The organism is Streptomyces sp. LaBMicrA B280, from assembly GCF_049222185.1.
Lineage (GTDB): Bacteria > Actinomycetota > Actinomycetes > Streptomycetales > Streptomycetaceae > Streptomyces > Streptomyces murinus.
Genome location: NZ_JBMJCT010000030.1, coordinates 43,276 through 59,937, shown reverse-complemented (window position 1 = coordinate 59,937; position 16,662 = coordinate 43,276). Strand labels below are relative to the sequence as shown.

Annotated in this window: 12 protein-coding genes, 1 tRNA gene and 2 pseudogenes; 7 read left to right on the top strand and 8 right to left on the bottom strand. The window is 72.2% G+C overall.

Features of this window, described 5'->3' with window-relative positions:
• On the bottom strand, positions 1-602 hold a 602-nt coding region (locus ACLF5H_RS24440), incomplete at its 3' end, for an alpha/beta hydrolase (protein ID WP_421678162.1).
• A 100-nt stretch (positions 603-702) separates the two neighbouring features.
• Here ACLF5H_RS24440 and ACLF5H_RS24435 point away from each other — a divergent pair.
• Positions 703-1,632 (top strand): LysR family transcriptional regulator, encoded by a 930-nt coding sequence (locus ACLF5H_RS24435; protein ID WP_421678161.1) that lies wholly within the window; start codon positions 703-705, stop codon positions 1,630-1,632.
• Between the two features lie 252 nt (positions 1,633-1,884).
• Here ACLF5H_RS24435 and ACLF5H_RS24430 read toward each other — a convergent pair whose 3' ends face one another.
• Entirely contained in the window at positions 1,885-2,808 is a 924-nt protein-coding gene (locus ACLF5H_RS24430; protein WP_421678169.1) for an NADP-dependent oxidoreductase, read from the bottom strand.
• 226 nt (positions 2,809-3,034) lie between these two features.
• On the opposite strand from ACLF5H_RS24430, the gene ACLF5H_RS24425 reads away from it, so the two are divergent.
• Entirely contained in the window at positions 3,035-4,174 is a 1,140-nt protein-coding gene (locus ACLF5H_RS24425) for a GlxA family transcriptional regulator (protein WP_421678160.1), read from the top strand.
• Positions 4,175-4,389: 215 nt separating this feature from the next.
• Here ACLF5H_RS24425 and ACLF5H_RS24420 read toward each other — a convergent pair whose 3' ends face one another.
• Positions 4,390-5,538 carry a methyltransferase gene (locus ACLF5H_RS24420; RefSeq protein ID WP_421678168.1) on the bottom strand — a complete coding sequence of 383 codons (1,149 nt, stop codon included), beginning with the start codon at positions 5,536-5,538 and terminating at the stop codon, positions 4,390-4,392.
• Positions 5,539-6,098: 560 nt separating this feature from the next.
• On the opposite strand from ACLF5H_RS24420, the gene ACLF5H_RS24415 reads away from it, so the two are divergent.
• Positions 6,099-6,192 (top strand) — tRNA-OTHER (locus ACLF5H_RS24415).
• A 557-nt stretch (positions 6,193-6,749) separates the two neighbouring features.
• On the opposite strand, the gene ACLF5H_RS24410 is transcribed toward ACLF5H_RS24415, so the two are convergent.
• Positions 6,750-7,586: a helix-turn-helix domain-containing protein gene (locus ACLF5H_RS24410; RefSeq protein WP_421678159.1), complete on the bottom strand. Its 837-nt coding sequence runs from the start codon at positions 7,584-7,586 to the stop codon at positions 6,750-6,752.
• Positions 7,587-7,713: 127 nt separating this feature from the next.
• Between ACLF5H_RS24410 and ACLF5H_RS24405 the strand changes: the two genes are divergently transcribed.
• Positions 7,714-8,778, top strand: coding sequence for an aldo/keto reductase (locus ACLF5H_RS24405; protein ID WP_421678158.1), 1,065 nt, complete (start codon positions 7,714-7,716; stop codon positions 8,776-8,778).
• Positions 8,779-9,202: 424 nt separating this feature from the next.
• Here ACLF5H_RS24405 and ACLF5H_RS24400 read toward each other — a convergent pair whose 3' ends face one another.
• The 3 genes and pseudogenes from ACLF5H_RS24400 to ACLF5H_RS24390 all read right to left on the bottom strand — a co-directional run bounded on the left by ACLF5H_RS24400 (position 9,203) and on the right by ACLF5H_RS24390 (position 13,026).
• Positions 9,203-10,504: an erythromycin esterase family protein gene (locus tag ACLF5H_RS24400; protein ID WP_421678167.1), complete on the bottom strand. Its 1,302-nt coding sequence runs from the start codon at positions 10,502-10,504 to the stop codon at positions 9,203-9,205.
• Between the two features lie 168 nt (positions 10,505-10,672).
• Positions 10,673-11,305 (bottom strand): annotated as a pseudogene (locus tag ACLF5H_RS24395) (CatB-related O-acetyltransferase); the annotation flags it as partial.
• A 56-nt stretch (positions 11,306-11,361) separates the two neighbouring features.
• Entirely contained in the window at positions 11,362-13,026 is a 1,665-nt protein-coding gene (locus ACLF5H_RS24390) for an ABC-F family ATP-binding cassette domain-containing protein (RefSeq protein WP_421678157.1), read from the bottom strand.
• 154 nt (positions 13,027-13,180) lie between these two features.
• Here ACLF5H_RS24390 and ACLF5H_RS24385 point away from each other — a divergent pair, with 154 nt between their 5' ends.
• Entirely contained in the window at positions 13,181-13,834 is a 654-nt protein-coding gene (locus ACLF5H_RS24385; RefSeq protein ID WP_421678156.1) for a TetR/AcrR family transcriptional regulator, read from the top strand.
• A 386-nt stretch (positions 13,835-14,220) separates the two neighbouring features.
• On the opposite strand, the gene ACLF5H_RS24380 is transcribed toward ACLF5H_RS24385, so the two are convergent.
• Complete coding sequence (locus tag ACLF5H_RS24380; protein WP_421678166.1) at positions 14,221-14,745, bottom strand: GNAT family N-acetyltransferase; 525 nt, start codon at positions 14,743-14,745, stop codon at positions 14,221-14,223.
• Between the two features lie 582 nt (positions 14,746-15,327).
• Here ACLF5H_RS24380 and ACLF5H_RS24375 point away from each other — a divergent pair.
• Positions 15,328-15,816: a hypothetical protein gene (locus ACLF5H_RS24375; protein WP_421678155.1), complete on the top strand. Its 489-nt coding sequence runs from the start codon at positions 15,328-15,330 to the stop codon at positions 15,814-15,816.
• A gap of 64 nt (positions 15,817-15,880) precedes the next feature.
• Positions 15,881-16,636 (top strand): annotated as a pseudogene (locus ACLF5H_RS24370) (IS5 family transposase); the annotation flags it as partial.
• Positions 16,637-16,662: the final 26 nt, after the last annotated feature.

Sequence of the window (16,662 nt, the reverse complement as noted above, 5' to 3'; positions counted from 1 at the left end):
GGCACGTCGTGACAGAAGGCCTGCCGCAGCTCCTCGACATAGACCGGATCCGGCGAGAGCGGATCGATCCTCACAGCCCCCAGCGCCTCCGGTTCCCCGAGACCGAGGTTCTGCCCCCGCGCGGTGGCGTTCTCGGGCGCGTTCAGGTAGTCGAAGAAGCGGGGGCGGCCGGCGGGGACGAACGCGGAGAGGTAGACGACACGGTCGACCAGTTCGGGGGCGCGCTCGGCGGCCAGTGATGCGGGACCGCCGCCCGCGCTGTGCGCGACGAGCACGACACGGCCGTAGCGGCGGACCCGGCGCAGCGTGTCCAGGACGGCATCGGCGCAATCGTCCATGGTCATGCCGGCGAGCCGCGATCTCTCGGTCAGCAGACCGGGGCGGCCGGGCAGCAGGTACCCGCTGGGCAGGGGGGCGCCGAAGCCGTGCCCGGGCAGGTCGACGGCGACGCTCGCGGCACCGAGCCCGGCGAGCGCCCGCTGCGTCGCCGCCCACTGCCACGAACCGTGCCAGGCACCATGAACCAGGACGAAGACGGTGCCGCTCAGCCCGGGGGCCGGATGGATCGCAAAGTGGTCCGCGGGGTCTGGGGAGGAAGTCATGACTCCCATCTCAGGCGATCACGGCGGATCGATCTAGGTGAAGATATGACAGGCTGGGCGGCGATACTTTGCGTGTATGGACGGTGGGGGGACGGGCGGTATGGAAGCGCGGCATCTGCGGTACGCACTCGCCCTCGCCGAGCACGCGCACTTCGGCCGGGCCGCCCGCTCGCTGGGTATCGCGCAGCCTCCGCTGTCCAAGCAGATCGCCGACCTGGAGCGCGAGACCGGGGCCCGGCTGTTCGACCGTACGCGCCAGGGCGTGTTCCCGACCGCCGCGGGCGAGGCGTTCCTCGTCCGGGCGCGGCGGGCGCTGGAGGAGATGGCCGGGGCCACGGCCGACGCGGGGCGGGCGGCGCGCGGGGAGACGGGCCGGCTGCGGCTGGGATTCGTCGCCTCCGCGCTGCTCGATCCGCTCCCGGACGTCCTGGGGCGGTTCGGCCGCGAACGGCCCGGCGTACGGCTGGAGTTGCAGGAGATGGCATCCGGGCGCGGCGCCGCCGCTCTCATCGCCGGGGAACTGGACGTCGCCGTCACCCTCGGACCGCCCCGGGGCGCCGGGGCCGAGCATCTGGTGTCCGTCCCGGTCGGACACGATCATCTGACCGCCGTGGTCGGCAGCGCGCACCCCTACGCGGGCCAGGCGTCGGTGAGCGTGGACCAGCTGCGACGGCAGCCGCTGATCGTGGCCGCCGGGGAGGACGAGCCCGCCGTCGCCGCCTGCCTGCGCGTCCTGCTGGGCGAGGACACCGCGGCGCTGGACGGTGCCACCATGGCCAGGGACGTGCACACGATCATGGGCCTGGCCGCCTGCGGGGCCGGTGTGGGCCTCGGGCCCTCCCGCATGCGGGAGGCGCCGAGGGCGGGGATCCGGTTCTGCGAGGTGACGCCGCGGACGGCGCTGCCCGACCTGGTCCTGTCCTTCGCCGACCGTGACCGCTCCCCGGCGCTGGGCGCCTTCCTCGACACCGTTCGCCGAACCTGCCCCCACGTCGGCGCCGCACTCGACGCGCGATCGGGCCGGGCGTGAGCAGCGCACCCGGTGGGGCCGTCCGGTCTCTGGCACGGCCGCGATCAGGGCGGGCGGGCTCCCGCCCTCGCTCCGCCCCCGCGGGCCGAACCGATGCAGGGGCGGGGGCGGGTGCCGGTGCGGCCGGCGGTGCCGCGGGAGGCGGCCCCGGGTGCCGGGAGGCGGCCCCGGGTGCCGCATGGCCCCGGGCGGCCGCCAGGGTGCGGACCTGCGGCCCCCGGCACCGGAGCGGCGGCCGGTCGCGGGTGCGGCTCAGAGGACCGTCAGCACGATCTTGCCGGTGGTGCGGCCCCGCTCACCGATCTCGTGTGCCTTCGCGGCCTCGGCCAGCGGCACGACGGTATCGATCACCGGCCGCAGCGCGCCCCGCTCCACCAGGGCGGTGATCTCGCGCAGGCCCAGGTGATCGGGTTCCACCAGGAGCCACACCGCCCGCACACCGTCCCGGGCCGCGGGAACGTCGTCCGGGCCCGGCAGGGTGATCAGCCGGCCGCCCGCCCGCAGAACCTTCAGGGACCGCTCGGCCGTTTCTCCGCCGAGCCCGTCCAGGACCACGTCGACATCGCTGACGACGTCCTCGAACCGTACCGCGCGGTAGTCGATCACCTCGTCCGCGCCCAGCCGGCGCACCAGGTCGTGCTTGGCCGCACCGGCCGTACCGATGACGTACGCGCCGCGGGCCTTGGCGATCTGCACGGCGAGGTGACCGACCCCGCCGGCGGCCGCGTGCACCAGCACCCGCTCGCCGGGGCGCAGGCCGGCGGTGTCCACGAGGGCCTGCCAGGCGGTGAGCGCCGCGAGCGGCAGGGCCGCCGCCTCCACGTGTGTCAGGGCGGACGGCTTGGGGGCGAGATGCCGGGCCGGTGCCACCACGTACTCGGCGTAGGCGCCCGCCTGGCGGGGGAACGACGGCATCCCGAAGACCTCGTCGCCGGGGCGGAAGATGCCCACACCGGGGCCGACGGCCTCGATCGTGCCGGACACGTCCCACCCGACCGCGGGTACCGCGCCCCACTCGATGAGGGCCCCGCTTGCACGCGTCTTCCAGTCCACCGGGTTCACCCCGGCCGCGTGCACCCGGACCAGGACTTCGTTCAGCCCCGGTTGCGGGCGCGGGATCTCGCGCTCGACCAGGTTCTCGGCCCCGCCCCACTGTTCCACGACCACCGCGCGCATCGTCTTCCCTCGTCCTTCGCTGTTCTTCTTCACTGCTCTTCGCCGTTCTTCGCTGCTCTTGGCCGCTCTGGCCGCTCTGGCCGCTCTGGCCGTTCCTGGGCCGTTCCTGGCTTCGCATCGGTGCGCGACGGGAGGGTCCCCCCCCCCGGCGCGACGCAGCCCAGCATCGGCCGCCGCGGCCCGGCACGGTGTTGGCCGTACGGCCACTATGTGCCAGGATCTGGCCATGGACGGCACACGGTGGACGGCGGCGGAGAACGAGACCGGCCGCGCGGACGACACCCCGCGACGGCACCGGATCGCCGTACTGGCGCTGCCGGGGGTCCCGCCGTTCGAGCTCGGCATCCCCTCCCGTGTCTTCGGCAGCGCGCAGGACGCCGGGGGCCGCCCGCTGTACGACGTCACCGTCTGCACCGCCGACGGCGCCCCCGTGCCCAGCGACGCGGGCTTCACCGTCCAGCCCGCGGCCGGCCCCGAGGCCCTGGCCGCGGCGGACACCGTGATCTTCCCGCCCACGCACGCCATGCCCGAACTGGGCCGCGGCGGACCCCTGCCCGCCGAGATCGCCGCGGCCATCGCCGGCATCCGGCCCGGTACCCGGCTGGTGTCCATCTGCACCGGCTCCTACGTCCTTGCCGCGGCCGGACTGCTCGACGGCCGTCCGGCCACCACCCACTGGAACCTCGCCCCGCAGTTCCGCCGGGCCTACCCCAGGGTCAGGCTCGACGAGGACGTCCTCTTCGTCGACGACGGCGACATGCTGACCTCCGCGGGCGTGGCCGCCGGCGTCGACCTGTGCCTGCACATGATCCGCCGCGACCACGGGGCCGCCGCCGCGAACCGGGCCGCCCGCATGTGTGTCGTACCGCCCTGGCGGGACGGCGGGCAGGCCCAGTACATCGACCGTCCGGTCCCCGAACCCACCGTCGCCGACACCACCGCGACCCGCGCCTGGGCTCTGGAGCACCTCGGCGAGCCGCTCACCCTCGCCCGGCTCGCCGAGCACGCCCGGATGAGCCTGCGCTCTTTCACCCGCAGGTTCCGCGACGAGGTCGGCATGACCCCGGTGCAGTGGCTCACCGTACAACGTCTGGAACTCGCCAAGCAGTTGCTGGAGACGACCGACCTGCCGATCGACCTGGTCGCCCGCCGGGCCGGCTTCGGCACGGCGAACTCGCTGCGCGCGCACATGAGAACGGCCTTCGGAGTGTCGCCCGCCTCCTACCGCCGTACCTTCGGCGCGACCGAGCCCCCGCAGGCCGGCCGGCGCCGCACCGATGTGCGCACCGGGTTCAGGGCACTTGCCGATCCGGGCGCCCGTTCCCCCGTGCGGAGCGCCGACGCGCGAAGCTCACTCGGCGCCTGACGGCACCGGCGGCGACGGCACGGACTCGGAAGCGGCCGGGGCACGCCCCGACGTCACCGGCAATTACCGGGCCGCTCCGCGTCACGGCCGTCCGCCGGGCAGCCGGGCCGTCCGCTCCGGCCTGCGTGCAAGTGGCCGTCACCGCCAGGCGGTTCACCACACTCGTGCCCTGGTGGGCCGGGAGGCGAGACGCTGCCGCGTGGATCGGGCCCCGGTCATGGTGCGGGGGTCAGGCGCCAGAGGGATACGGTCTCGGCGCTTCGTGCCATGTGGAGGGGGTCGGTGGTGTCCTGGGAGCGTGGATGGCGGGGCTTGGTGTCGATCCTGTCCGTGACGCGCAGGTGTGCTGACCGGATGGCGTCGAGGAGTTGCCGGCGGGTCCGGAGTCCGAGATGCTCGGCCAGGTCGGACAGGACGAGCCAGCCCTCGCCACCCGGTCGCACGTGGGTGGGCAGGCCGGTGAGGAAGGTGTGGAGCATGGTGCTGTCCGGGTCGTAGACGCCTTGTTCGAGGGGGCCCACCGGGCGGGCGGGCAGCCAGGGCGGGTTGCAGACGACGAGGTCGGCGCGGCCTTCGGGGAACAGGGTGGGGCCCGATACGTCGATGCGCTCGGTCAGCGCGAGCCGGTGGATGTTGTCCCTGGCGCAGGCCAGGGCGCGTGGGCTGATGTCGGTGGCGACGACGCGGCCGATCCCGCGGTGGGCCAGGACCGCGGCGAGGACGCCGGTTCCTGTGCCGAGGTCGAAGGCCGTGGTGGCGGCAGGGTGTCGGCGGGGCGCCGGTGGCAGCGGGGTCTGGGAGACGAGGTCGACGTACTCGCCTCTGGTGGGCGCGAACACGCCGTAGTGGGGGTGGATGCGGGTGCCGAGGGCCGGCACGTCGATGCCTTTCGAGCGCCATTGGTGGGCGCCGATCACTCCCAGCAGTTCCCGCAAAGAAACCGCGGTGGGTTCCCTCGGCTCCTTCGGGGGGCCGTAGGCTTCCAGGCATGCCCGGCGGACGTCGGGAGCCCGGTGCAGCGCCAGGGTGTAGTCGTCGTCCAACAGCACCAGCAACTTTCCCAGGACGCGGGCGCGGTGACCGCTGTCGCGTCGGTGCAGGTGGAAGGACCCGCTCGGGGAAACGGTGGGGGTGGACGGCGTGCGGGGGATGCGGCGGCGCATCGCTTGCAGGAGTTGCCGGGCGTTGTGGTAGTCGCCTTGCCAGAGCAGGGCTGTTCCTTCGCATGCCTGGCGGTAGGCGTCCTTGGCTGTCGTCCGGTCGTCAGCGACGACGGTTCGCCTCGGGAGAGGGACGCCGCTCTCGGAGTGCCAGCGGGCGGATCGGGAGGTGTGGCCTTCGGTCCAGTGGATGGTGGACACCATGTACTCCTCGTGGTCGAACGTGCGGGGCACGAAGAGCACTTCGACGAGGAGCAGGCCGAACCCGCGCCTGTCCTGTGCGGAGAGGACAGGCGCGTGCGTTGGGGCAGGTGGTCGCTACCGCTCTCGCGTCGAAGTGCGAGAGCGGACGTCCCAGACAACCATGCCGAGCACCAGGGCCAGCCCTTCCGGAGGAGCGGGAGAGAAGTGGGAGCAGACTCGCACAGGTGGCGCCCCGCTTCCAAACACACCAGGGTCGGCCGGGCCGAGCTGCGGACATGCGCGCGGGCGGCCCCGGTGCGAGTCCGTGTCAGAGACCAGGAACGGCGCAAGGCCGCATGGGGGCCGAGGCAGGTGGCCGCGGCGGCCGGGGCGAGAGCGAGGGCGGCCTCGTCCACAGGTTCACCGGGGCTCGGGCAGGCGGATTCGGTGACCCCATCCCGCCCGTCCGCAACCGCAACCGCAACCGCAACCGCAGGAGCTACGTGTCAGTCCCCTGTCAGGGGTTCATGTCACTCTCTTTCACGTGAACGGCTCCGGACACCACCGGGAGCCGGGAGCGAGGAGAGGTGCCCGGAGCGGCTTATCGGGGACCAGGGCAGCAGCCCGAAGTCGGACCCGCAAGGGTCCACGCAGGTTCAAATCCTGCCCTCTCCGCGTGCCGAAGAGCCCACTCACTTCCGCCAAGAGGTGGTCACAGGCCCGCAGGAACCGCAGGGCTTTCAGGAAGTGCGCGGTCCGGCCCGGCGCGGCCATGCCTTCCCGGGGAGCGATCGTGTCCTGGGGAGGAGCCAGGGAGGCGATGACGTACTCCTGCGCGGCAGGCTGCCCCCGGTACAGCGCCCGGTCCCGGGTCGGGCCAGCAGTGGCGGATGCAGCAGGCCAGTGTGACCAGGCGGACGGCCGGGGCCGTGCGGTGGGCGTCACTGTCTCCCAGGGCGCCGCTGGCCGGTTCCACGTCGGGGGCCCGGCCGACCATCAGCTCCTGGACACCGTCGGGTGTGACGGCATCCACCAGACGGTGCTCCACATCGTCGACGGCGCGGCGCAGCCGGGCGAGTTCGGCGCGGTCCGCGCGGTGACTCAGCCAGTGAGCCTGGACACGTCAGTTGGAACCAGTGGCGGTCGGTGAGCTGTTACTCCTGGTCCGGGGGACACGCTTGTCGACGCCGATGGGTCACGCTCCTTGCCACCAACCGTGATTTGGGGCCCGGTCATCGCGCGCACAGCCGGTCCAGGGACGCTCGGCTCTCCTCGTCCGCGGCGCAGTAGATGAGAAGGCGCAGTCCCGGGTCCTGGAGCGGTAGCAGGACTTCGAAGTCAACGGTGATCGCACCGGCGACCGGATGCCGCAGCACCTTCCGGCCGCGTCCGTTGACGCTGACCTCCCGCTCCGACCACAAGCGGGCGAAGTCCTCGTCCTGCGTGACAAACTCGGCGATGAGGCCGGACAGTTCCCGGTCCTCCGGGTGCGCGGCCCATGCCGCGCGCAGGTGGGCGATCCCGTCCCGCAGCACCTGCTCCCGGTCGGCGTAGAAGCCGCGCATCGCCGGGTGCAGCAGGCACAGCCACATCGCGTTGCGCCGTGACGGCGGCACCGCCTCGAAGTCCGGTAGCAGCCGGGCCATTTCGGGGTTCCAGGCGAGGATGTCGTAACGATGGTCCAGCAACATGGCCGGCAACGGCGAGAGGTCATCGACCAGGCGAGCCAGCGACGGTGCCGCACTGGCGGCCGGCCCACCGGTGGTGCCGAGACGGCGGCGTCCGGCCAGGTCGAACAGGTAGTCCCGTTCGCTCGCGTCCAGGCGCAGTGCCCGGGCCAGCGCCGCCAGCACCTCCGCGGAGGGCCGCAGCCCCCGGCCCTGCTCCAGCCGGACCACGTAGTCGGTGCTGACCCCGGCCAGTTCGGCGACCTCCTCTCGGCGCAGCCCCGGCGTCCGCCGGGCCCGGCGATGCGACGGCAGGCCCAGCCGACCGGGGTCGAGGCCTTCGCGCCTGCTCCGCAGGAACGCGGCCAACTCCTGAGCGGTGTCCATGGTTCGGGTCGTCATGACCGGTCCAACCGCCAGGGTGGGACCGCTCTTCCCAGGAAGTTCCCTCCCTTATCCGGGGCCGGCCGCCGCCGCAGACTCGGTCCCGGCAACGGAGCACGAGCACACGCGAGCACAGGAGAACCTGATGGCACTGGCCCTGGACGACTACCGGCTGCTGGGCCGCTCGGGACTGCGGGTCTCACCGCTGGCCCTGGGCACCGCGACCTTCGGCACTGAATGGGGATGGGGGGCTGAACGGGCCGAGGCCCGCAAGCTGTTCGACCGCTACGTCGGGCTCGGCGGCAACCTCCTCGACACCGCCGACACCTACACCGAGGGCAGCTCCGAGCGCCTGCTCGGCGAGTTCGCCCACGAGGAGCGCGAACGCCTGGTGCTGGCGACCAAGTACTCGACACTGCGCCGCCCCGGCGACCCGAACTCCGGTGGCGGGCACCGCAAGGCGCTGTTCGGCTCGGTGGAGGGCAGCCTGCGGCGGTTGGGCACCGACTACCTCGACCTGCTGTACCTGCACGTCTGGGACTTCCGGACGCCGGTGGAGGAGGTGCTGCGCGGCCTGGACGACCTGGTCCGGCAGGGCAAGGTGCTTTACGTGGCGATCTCCAACACCCCGGCCTGGCAGGTGTCCCGGATGCAGGCGATCGCCGACCTGCGCGGCTGGTCACCGCTGGTCGCGCTGCAGGTCGAGTACAGCCTGATCGAACGCACCGCGGAGCGCGATCTGATCCCGATGGCCCGGGAACTGGGGCTGGGCGTGGTCCCGTACTCGCCGCTCGGCGGCGGGGTGCTCAGCGGCAAGTACGACCGCAAGGACGTGGGCGCGACGGGCGCCGGCCCCGACGGGAGCACCCGGCGGAGCCACAACCTCGCCCTGGGCACCCTCACCGAACGCAGCCTCGGCGTGGCCGGAGTGGTCCGGGAGTTGGCCGGCGAGCTGGGGCACACCCCGGCCCAGATGGCGCTGGCCTGGACACTGCGAAAGCCGGGCGTGACGAGCACGCTGCTCGGCGCCCGTACCCCCGCCCAGCTGGAGGACAACCTGGGCGCCCTGGCGGTCGAGCTGACGGACGCCCAACTGGCCCGGCTCGACGCGGCGGGCGCGATCGCCCTCGGCCAGCCGCACGATCTGCTGGCGAGCGAGCCCATCCGCCAGGTGACCACGGGCGGACTGCGGATCGAGACCCGCCACTAATAGGCGTGAGGAGCATCAAGGTAGTCCGCCGTGAGCGGGCGCAGGACCAGTCGCTCGGTGGCGAGTGGCAGTTGAGTCGTCCTCCTGTCGGTGGTCTCCTCCCCCGGTGGCCGCCGTCAGCGTAACCGGCCGGGGAGACGTGACGGGGGCGACCGGGCGAGCGGATGCCGGTGGGTCCGGGTTCACCACCGCGCCGCCGTCACCGCCGTACTCCTGACGGGCCGCCCGGCCGCCTCTGTCCCCCACTGGCGGGCCCGGAGCGCACAGGCGTACTCGCCGCCCCGGCGTCCGCCGTCGAGGTCTCGGCCGGTGGGAATTGGTCGAGCGGCGGTACGACCAGGTGGAGAAGTACGCGACCGCGCTCCGGCGGAGATGGGGCCGGGTGTATCTGCTGAGCCTCACCGACTGGGCCATCGGCCCTTCGTCACCTGTTTTCGAGGTTCGCGGCAACGGTGGAGGTCGGGGTGTGGAGGATGGCGTCGAACGCCTCGAGGACGGGGGTGTGGAGGTAGGCGCTTTGGATCCGGATGCGGTCGGGGCCCGGGGCAAGACCGGCGGGTGCAGGGGCCGCCTGCGGGCGTGCCTGGTGGAGATCGGCGATGCTGAGCCCGAGTTCGGCGTCGGCGAAGGCCGCTTCGATGCTTCCCGGCTCGGGCGGCTCCAGCGCGGTGGCGTCGATGGTGAAGCCGAAGGGCGTGTTCTCGTCGCGGGGCATGTCCGCGGTATGTCCGGTGGTGCTCACGAGGCCGAGGGCGAAGTAGTCGTCGCCGAGCGCGCGGTGCAGGTGCTGACCCATGGGGAGTCCGGTGAGGTGGCCGCTGAAGGACACGGGTGTCTTCTGGATGTGGGCGTTGTGAGCCGCCAGCACGACGCGGCTCCCCGGTTCGAGGCGTTCCAGGTGCCACAGGAGCGACTCGGCCATGTAGATGTCGCGGGCCGAGGTGTCGGCGGTCAGCCCTTCGCCGGCGAAGAGGTCGGCCATGGCGCGGAAGGTGTAGTCGGCGTGGCAGGCGCCTTCGAGGCGGCGTACGGCGATGTCGTAGCTGTACTGGTCGCCGCGGGAGACGTACAGGGGTTCGAGGGAGCGGAACCGGATGAGCAGGCGCGTCAGGGTCGCGCTGAGGGCGTCCTGTTCGGCGGTGGCCAGGCGTGCCCAGGCGGGCGCGGCGACGGCGCCGGAGCCACCGGCGAACGTTTCGGCGATCCGTATCGCCTCTTGGAGGACCGGCAGGGTTTCGGGATCGATCCGGCGCAGGTAGTCGGCGACCGGGGTCAGGGCGGGAAGCAGGGACCCGCCGGCCGCCGGGATGTCGATGCCCGTGAAGCGCACCGGTGTTGAGGCGGTGTGGTTATGCCGGCGTATCCGGCGCAGCGGCTGGTCGACCCCCACGGGGATCGTTCCGGCGAGGTGCGCCGACAGGTCGTCGTCCGTCCCCTCGCCCTGGGCCCACGCGTCAAGGGGGAAGCCCTCGCTGAAGCCGTACTCGAAGGCCAGCACGGTGAATTGGCAGCGCTCGACCAGGAACCGCAGGATGCGCTCGCGCATGGACGCGAACTCGTTGATGAAGTGGGAACTCTCACCGATCGCGACGACGCGGGCGTCGCCGATGATGGCGCGCAGCGGCTCCAGATCATCGAGAGGTGCCTCGGGGTCGAGGTGGTCGAGGGGGACGGCGTGTGTGCGAAGCCAGTCGGCGAACGGGTTGTGGTGGGGCGAAGCAGGCATGCTGGCAGCTCGATTCTCGGTGTTGGAATGGTGGATCGGGGGCAGGGGGTCGGGGCGCCGCGCAGGTCGACCTGGGCCGGGGTCGTTCAACGGTTCGTCGTGGTGGGGGTTGCCGGGTCCCGGCGTTCCGTGTCCGCGTGTCCGGGTGCCGCGTTCTCCGTGTCCGGGTGCCGCGTTCTCCAGGTCGTCGATGCTGCCGGACATGATCACGCGGATGTGTTCGGTGATGTGCCGCAGTGGCCAGTCCCACCAGGCCAGGGCGAGGAGGCGGTTGATGTCGGCGTCACTGTAGCGGCGGCGGATGAGGCGGGCGGGGTTGCCGCCGGCGATGCCGTAGTCGGGGACGTCGTCGGCGACGACGGAGCCGGAGGCGATGATCGCTCCGTGGCCGATACGGACGCCGGGCAACACCATGGAGCGGTAGCCGAGCCAGACGTCATGGCCCACCACGGTGTCGCCTCGTCCGGGAAGTCCGGTGATGAGGTCGAAGTGCTCGGACCAGGAACCGCCCATGATCGGGAAGGGGAATGTGGAGGGGCCGTCCATGCGGTGGTTGGCACCGTTCATGAGGAACCGCACGCCCTCGCCCAGCGCGCAGAACTTCCCGATGACCAGTTTCTCCGGCCCGTAGTGGTACAGCACGTTGCGGGTCTCGAAGGCGGTCGGGTCATCGGGGTCGTCGTAGTAGGAGAAGTCTCCGACCTCGATCAGCGGCGAGGTGATCAGCGGTTTCAGCAGCGCCACCCGCGGCTGTCCGGGCATCGGGTGCACCAGGGTCGGGTCGGCGGGAACGGGGGGCATCACGGATTTCGTCCTTCCTTGACGACGGTCGCGGGTGTCTGCGGGTCCGGAGGACCTCAGCGCGTGGCGGCGGACGTGTCCGTCGCCGGTAGGGCCAGCTGGGCGCCCTGCCGGTGCCGGTCCGGTCGGCGGTCATGGCTGACGACGGCGAGCGTGCCGTTGTACCCGCTCAGAGCGGTTTCCAGCTCCTCGGCGAGGGCGGGTGAGAGGTGGTTGGTGGGTTCGTCGAGCAGCAGGACGTCCGGTGGCGCACCGAGCAATCGGGCCGGGGCCAGAGGCTGCAGCTGCCCGGTGGAGAGCCGGCCGACCGGCACCGTGAGCTGGTCGCGGGCGAACAGGCCGATGGAGAGCAGTTGTTCGGCGTGTCCGGCGGCCTCACCCGTGCGGCCACGGGCGAAGGCGGCCAGCACGGTCTCGGTCGGTTCCCCGCATCGCGGTTCTTGCGGGAGGTAGCCGATCCTGCCGCAGTAGGTGACGCTTCCGCTGTCGGGAGCGACCTCCCCGGCCAGGATGCGCAGCAGGGTGCTCTTTCCCGCTCCGTTCGGCCCTGTGACCAGCAGGCGGTCACTGGCCGTGAGGGCCAGGACGGTGGGGGCGGGCCGGTCCGTGACGGCGACGCCGTCGGCGTCGGCGTCGGCGTCGGCGTCGGGTACGACGCCCTGCAGGTGGCGGGTCCGCAGCAGGGGGGTGAAGCGCAGTGGCTCCGGCGGGGGCGGGACCGGGTCGGCGAGGAGGCGGCGCAGCCGTTCCTCGGTGTTGCGCACCCGGCCGGCCAGCGATTGCTGCACGCGGCCGCCCGTCCGGTCGTAGGCCAACTTGTTGTCGTCCTTCATCAAACGGCCCGGGGCCACCTGGCGGGCAGTGGTCGCGGCGGCTGCGCGGAGCCGGTCGATGCCGGCCCGCCACTGGGCGTGCGCCTGGGCCCAGCGCTGCCGGGCAGCCGCCTTCTCGGCGAGGTAACCGGCGTAGCCGTTGCCGTATCGCACGACGCGACGGGTGTCGGCGTCCATCTCCAGCAGGCTGGTCGCGGTCCGTTCGAGGAAGACCCGGTCGTGGGAGACCGCCACGGTGGTGCCCTGCCGGGCGCGCAGGTGCTCTTCCAGCCAGCTCAGGGCGCTGTCGTCGAGATGGTTGGTCGGCTCGTCCAGCAGCAGCACCTCCGGCGCCGCCGCCGCCAGGCAGGCCGCCAGGCAGGCCGCCAGGCAGGCCGCCAGTCGTAACCTGACCCGTTCTCCGCCGGACAGGCTGCCGACCGTACGGTCACGGCCCACCAGCCGTAGGCCCGGTCCGTACAGGGCACGTTCCACGCGGGCGTCGGCGTCGTAGCCGCCGCGCAGCTCGAAGACCGTGAGCAGTTCGCCGCATTCGGCCACGCCGGACCCGTCACCGTCGGCCATCGCGGTCTCCGGACGGCGCATCCGCCGCTCGACCATGCGCAGATCGCTCAGCGCCCGGTCGATGACCTGCTGGACCGTCGTCCGCGCCGCCGGTTCCTCGTCCTGGGCGAGATGGCCGACCCCGCCGGTGGCCTGGACGACGGCCTCGCCCTGATCCGGCTTTTCACGCCCGGCGAGCAGGCGCAGCAAGGCGGCCTTGCCCGATCCGTTCTCACCGACGATCCCGGTGCGCCCGCCCGCGGCGAGCGAGCAGGTCACCGAGTCAAGAACGAGGTGGCCGTCGAAGGACTCGCTGGCGGCGCGCGCAGTGATCTGCGTGGGCATGCAAAGACTCCGGTGCGTTCGAGAACGAGGTGGCCGTCGGGGGGTGCGCGGTCGGGCGAACGCTTCGGACGAACATCGATCACTCCACTAGTGCGACAACTGATGCTTTAAGATCCTGTCATAACGACGGCGCCCCGAGCAAAGGTATTCAGCGATGACTCCCGCAGACCCAGGACCGGAAGGCACCCCTCCGCCGCCGGCCCGCCGCCGGCCCGGGGGCCGTACCGCCCGTATTCGCCGACAGGTGCTCGACGCGGTCGTCGCCGAGCTCGCCGAACACGGTTATGACGGGCTCACCACCGACGCCGTCGCCGCCCGCGCCCGTGTGCACCGCACCACGGTGTACCGGCGCTGGGGGGACGTCGGCGGCCTGCTCGCCGACGTGCTCGACGCGGCGTCCGACGACGACTGGCAGCCACCGGACACCGGCTCGCTCGAAAGCGACCTGGCAGCACTGAACCAGGAGATCCACGCAGCCCTGACCGCACAGCCGTCGATCATGGCAGCGCTCATCGCCGCCTCGTTCCGCTCCGAGAAAGCCGCCGAGGCCCAACAGCGGCTCTGGGAGGACCGGTACGCCCGCTGCGAGATCATCGTCGGTCGGGCGATCCGGCATGGCGAACTGTCACCGCGCACCGACGCCCGGCGACTGCTCATCGCGGCCACCGCACCGCTGTACCACCAACTGGTGCTTCTGCGCACGACACCCGACCCGCAACTGCCCGGCCGTGCGGCCAGGACCGCCGCCCTCGCCGCAGCCGCCGGCGCCTTCGATTTCGCCGAGTCCCCGTCAGCACGCGGTACCTGAGCGGGACTTCATCAGCTCCGCACTGCTTGCGCGGTTCGTCCCGTCTCACCGGTGGTCACTCACGGCGGTGGTCACTCATGAAAGCCTCGCCCGCCCGGCGAGCGGACACCGCCGGTCCGGTGCGGCCGCCGCAGCGTTCCCGTCCTGGATGCCCGGCCCGGCGGCCCCACCTCGCACCTGAAGCAGCTCACCGCAGCGCGCGCACCCCTGACGGGGGGTCAGGCCGCTGCCGCTGCCCGCCGTTCGCGGGCGAGGAGCGCGTCGACGTACTCGCCGCCCCAGCGTTCCGCCGTCGAGATCGCAGCCCCGACGTTCACCGTCAAGGTCGCTGCCCCGGCGTTCGCCGTCGAGGTCGTTGTCGACGAGATGCGCCTGCCGCCGCATGCTCAGGCGTGCGCACGCGTGCACCGAGCCGGTGTGGAGCACGTCCGGGCGGCGAAGAGCCGGTGCACGGCCAGTTCCCCGAAGGCTGCCGTGTCCACGGCCCGGGGCGCCCCTGCCGCGCAGCCCCGGCCGCCGCGGGCGGGGTGGAAGATCCAGCCGGTCTCGGCCCGGCGGGCCCGTGCGCTCGCCAGTTTCGGGACGACCTCGCCGACCAGGACACCGTCCCCGGCGCGGCAGACGGCGACCACGAGGCCGTCGCCGTCCTCGGCCCATGCCGTACCCGCCGCCTGCGGGGCCGGGCTGCGTCCGCATGCTCGCCGGTCAGCGGCAGCTGGCGACCAGTCGCCGGTGGCCGGTGGCCGGTCGAGGCAGCGGGCGGCTTCCGGAAGACGCCGGCGGGCGGGAGAGCGCGGAGGGCGTCGGGGCCGGCCGCCGTGAACGGGCGCGGGACCGGTCGCTCGGTGGTGACCGGTGGTTGAGACGCCGTCATGTCCGGGGCTCCTCCCCGCGGGCCGCCGTCCGCGTATCCGGACGGGGAGGTGCGGCGTCGACGACCGGTGTCCGGTGTCCGGGCCGCTACCGTGCGCGGACCGGATCGGCCGGTACCGGCGGCTCCATCCGGTCCGGCATCAGGGGCTGAGGAACATCCGTGTCAGATCGTGTGCGCTAGGAGTTCGCCGGGCTGGTGGGTGCTTGGCCTGGGGTGATTGAGCGTCGGAGCCTTCGCGGGTCGTTGTTGTCGGTCTACGGAGAGCTCTTGTGGCGGTCGAGTTCCTGACGGATGAGCGGGCAGCCCGGTGATGTGGATCTACCCGGGCACGCGTCGGCGCCTGGCCTGACGGTCAGACAGCACGCAGTCGAGGAGAGTCCGGTTGCTCTGACTCGGCCTCCGCAACGACCGTGAGGGGAACGGAGGTCTCGACGTCGGTAGTACCCTCCCCCCCTCGGCGGCGTAGCTTCGACTCACTGATCGTTTCAGAATGACTCCAGCCGAGAGCGGCACTCCCGTTGCCACTTGTGCAGCTCAGTTGGCACCTTGTCCTGTGGCTTTGTGCGTGCGGCCTGAGCAACAGAAGTAGATCCGGACCGGCGGACGTAGGGGTGGGTAGATGGGCGCGGATGTGGAGCGGGAGATCTGGGAGCCGCGGTCGGGAGACGGTGTGGGTCCGTTGCGGTTCGGGATGTCTCCAGCCGAGGTCGCCCAGGCACTTTTGGTCCCTGGACCGCAGAAACAGGTTGGCGGCCCGTATGCGCAGGAGGACTTCCCGGACGGGGTGAAGGCGTTCTACGACGCGGGCAAGCTCGCCTGCGTTGCGCTGGATGCGATCACCGGTCCGCAGGTGTTCCTGGCTGGCTTCCCGCTGGCGGGAAGCGATCCGAAGCAGGGCCAACAGTTCTTGCTGGACCACGCCGCGGAGCATGGAAACTGTTTGCTCTACACGTCTGATGGCTCGCTTTCCCTGACTGATCTCGGAGTTCTTCTGCGCTCGCGGCAGGTTGGGGCAGCGCGCCTGACACGTCCGCTCTTCGTGAAGGAGGAGTGGTTGGACTCGGAGTACTTCCGAGACCACCTTCCCCTGGAGGGCGCCTCAGGCTGAGCGCCCGGTCTGGCGAACGACACCGGACCCTGCGCTCAATTCACGATGAGATGCCACGCCTCTTGTGCTCGACGATCTTGGTCAGCAAGGTGTCCGGGGGCGTGCTGATCTTGTTCCGGACAACCTATGGGAGCGGGTGGCCCCGTTGCTGCCACCCGCTCCCGAACGGCGCCATCGGCATCCTGGGCGGTTGCGTGTTCCCGACCGGCCAGCGCTCACCGGCGTCCTGTCCGCGCTGCGGACCGACGTCGCCTGGCGGGACGTCCCGGCGCAGACCGTGGGCTGCTCCGGCGTGACGGCCCGGCGCCAGCTGCGGGACGGACCGAGGCCGGCGCCCGGCCACGCCCGCACGTCACCCTGCCGGCCGAGCTTCGCCGCGCCGACCTGCTGGACCTGGACGACTGCTCCGTGGACGGATCGCACGTCCGGGCTCTAAAAGGGGGGGACCATGTTGGACCCCCGCCCGTCGACCGTGCCCGCCCCGGCTCCAAACACCACCTGATCGTCGACCGCCACGGAACCCCACTCGCCGTTACGCTCACCGGCGGCAACCGACATGACATCGCCCAGCTCCTACCCCTGCTCGACGCGGTCCCGCAGATTCGGGGAGCTCGGGGACGCCCCCGCCGCAAACCCCGGCGTCTGTACGCTGACCGGGGCGACGACTTCGACAAGCACCGCCGCCCGCTGTGGAGACGCGGCATCAAGCCCATGACCGCCCGGCGCGGCGTCGCCCACGGCTCCGGACTGGGCAAGGTCCGCAGGGTCGTCGAGCGCGCCTTCGCCTGGCTGCACCAGTTCAAAACTCCGCACCCGCTACGGGGCCGCCCGCCCTGCGCTTCGTCC

Bases quoted from the DNA above. Each gene is read 5' to 3' on its own strand.
- ACLF5H_RS24435 (WP_421678161.1), top strand. From the start codon at position 703: ATGGAAGCGCGGCATCTGCGGTACGCACTCGCCCTCGCCGAGCACGCG.
- ACLF5H_RS24430 (WP_421678169.1), bottom strand. From the start codon at position 2,808: ATGCGCGCGGTGGTCGTGGAACAGTGGGGCGGGGCCGAGAACCTGGTC.
- ACLF5H_RS24425 (WP_421678160.1), top strand. From the start codon at position 3,035: ATGGACGGCACACGGTGGACGGCGGCGGAGAACGAGACCGGCCGCGCG.
- ACLF5H_RS24420 (WP_421678168.1), bottom strand. From the start codon at position 5,538: ATGGTGTCCACCATCCACTGGACCGAAGGCCACACCTCCCGATCCGCC.
- ACLF5H_RS24410 (WP_421678159.1), bottom strand. From the start codon at position 7,586: ATGACGACCCGAACCATGGACACCGCTCAGGAGTTGGCCGCGTTCCTG.
- ACLF5H_RS24405 (WP_421678158.1), top strand. From the start codon at position 7,714: ATGGCACTGGCCCTGGACGACTACCGGCTGCTGGGCCGCTCGGGACTG.
- ACLF5H_RS24400 (WP_421678167.1), bottom strand. From the start codon at position 10,504: ATGCCTGCTTCGCCCCACCACAACCCGTTCGCCGACTGGCTTCGCACA.
- ACLF5H_RS24390 (WP_421678157.1), bottom strand. From the start codon at position 13,026: ATGCCCACGCAGATCACTGCGCGCGCCGCCAGCGAGTCCTTCGACGGC.
- ACLF5H_RS24385 (WP_421678156.1), top strand. From the start codon at position 13,181: ATGACTCCCGCAGACCCAGGACCGGAAGGCACCCCTCCGCCGCCGGCC.
- ACLF5H_RS24375 (WP_421678155.1), top strand. From the start codon at position 15,328: ATGGGCGCGGATGTGGAGCGGGAGATCTGGGAGCCGCGGTCGGGAGAC.